Annotated in this window: 1 protein-coding gene and 1 pseudogene; one reads left to right on the top strand and one right to left on the bottom strand. The window is 72.4% G+C overall.

All coding sequences use genetic code 11. The features are described from left to right. Positions 1-185 precede the first annotated feature (185 nt). The gene (locus AB0O00_RS40030) at positions 186-572 is read right to left on the bottom strand and encodes a nuclear transport factor 2 family protein (RefSeq protein ID WP_363659589.1); all 387 of its coding nucleotides are present in this window, start codon (positions 570-572) and stop codon (positions 186-188) included. A 121-nt stretch (positions 573-693) separates the two neighbouring features. On the opposite strand from AB0O00_RS40030, the pseudogene AB0O00_RS40025 reads away from it, so the two are divergent. Then, positions 694-1,277: pseudogene (locus tag AB0O00_RS40025) on the top strand (hypothetical protein); the annotation flags it as partial.

Raw genomic sequence — 1,277 nt, 5'->3', positions numbered from 1 at the left:
CTCGCAGCGCGAACGGGCCTCGGCGCTCGCGCTCCTGGACCTGCTGATCGCCCGGGCCCCGGAGATCGGCGCCGACCCGGCAGCCGCCGACCGCGTGCACACCCTCAACGAGGCCGTGGGCGTGGAGGAGTAGGGCGTGTCTGACAATTCCCGCAGACGGGAGTTGATGAGACACGCCCTGAGCCTCAGGCGGTGCCGAGCGGGTTGAGGACGGCGAACGCCCAGGTGCCGGCGTACGGGTCCTGGCGGGCGATGTTGGCCGTGGTGCCGGTCCGGGCGATCCGTTCGCCGTCGGGGGTGTCGATCTCCAGGGTCCAGTCGTTGACCAGCAACGCGGTCCCCGCGCCGACGAACGTGTGTCGCTGCGCGTTCGTCAGCTTGCCGCGGGCGGCGACGGTGCCGCCGAACTCCGCGCGCAGCGCCTCGGCGCCCGTGATGAACTCGCCGGCCACCGTGCGCATGGCCGCGTCGGGGGCGAAGAGCGTCAGGACGGTGTCGACGTCGCCGGCGTTCAGCGCGTGCTCGAACGCGATCGGCAGCTGGGCGGGGTCGGTGATGACGGTGGCGGACATGGTGAAAGGTCCTCACTTCTCTGTGCGGTGAAGGTGCTGGTGAAGGTGACGGCCCTCGGCCGCCGTGCCTCCACGATCCCGCCGGAACCGCCTCCCCGACGAGGTAGAGTCGGGACTCACCATGGTCGAAAATGGACAGCCCGACGACGTCATCGAGATCGCCTACGACAACCCCGACCCCGCCCACCCCGGGATCGAGGTGCTGACCTTCGACACGCTGAAGCGGCGCCTCAAGAACTCCGTCGCCCGCCGGCCGAGCCGCCTCGACTTCCACCAGCTGATGCTCGTGCGCGGCGGCGAGGGCACGGCGATGGTCGATTTCGTCCACCACCCGTGCACGCGCGGCACACTCCTGCACCTGCGCCCCGGCCAGGTGCAGCGTCTCCCGACCGGAGCCGACGGGCGCCCGGCGGGCCTCGACGCCGTCCTGCTCCTCTTCACGGCCGACTTCCCACCGCCGTTGCCCGCGACGCACCCGACGCTCGACGGCTTCGGCCCGGTCGCGCGGCAGTTGCCGCCCGCCGACTTCGGCGCGTTCGACCGGGCGGCGGCCGAACTCGAAGCGGAGTACACGGCACTCCGCACCGCCACGTCCTCCACCGACCTGACGAGCGCCCTGCTGCGCCAACTCCTCGGCGCGCTCCTCATCCGCATCGCCCGCCTCCCGGGCCCGGCCGACGCCCCCGCCCCCGACCTCTACCTCGC

Origin of the sequence: Kitasatospora sp. NPDC093558, from assembly GCF_040683475.1 — a bacterium.
Taxonomy (GTDB): Bacteria; Actinomycetota; Actinomycetes; order Streptomycetales; family Streptomycetaceae; genus Kitasatospora.
This window is presented reverse-complemented; position numbering and strand designations above follow the sequence as displayed.

Coding starts and splice junctions, on each gene's coding strand:
- AB0O00_RS40030 (WP_363659589.1), bottom strand. CDS start 572: ATGTCCGCCACCGTCATCACCGACCCCGCCCAGCTGCCGATCGCGTTC.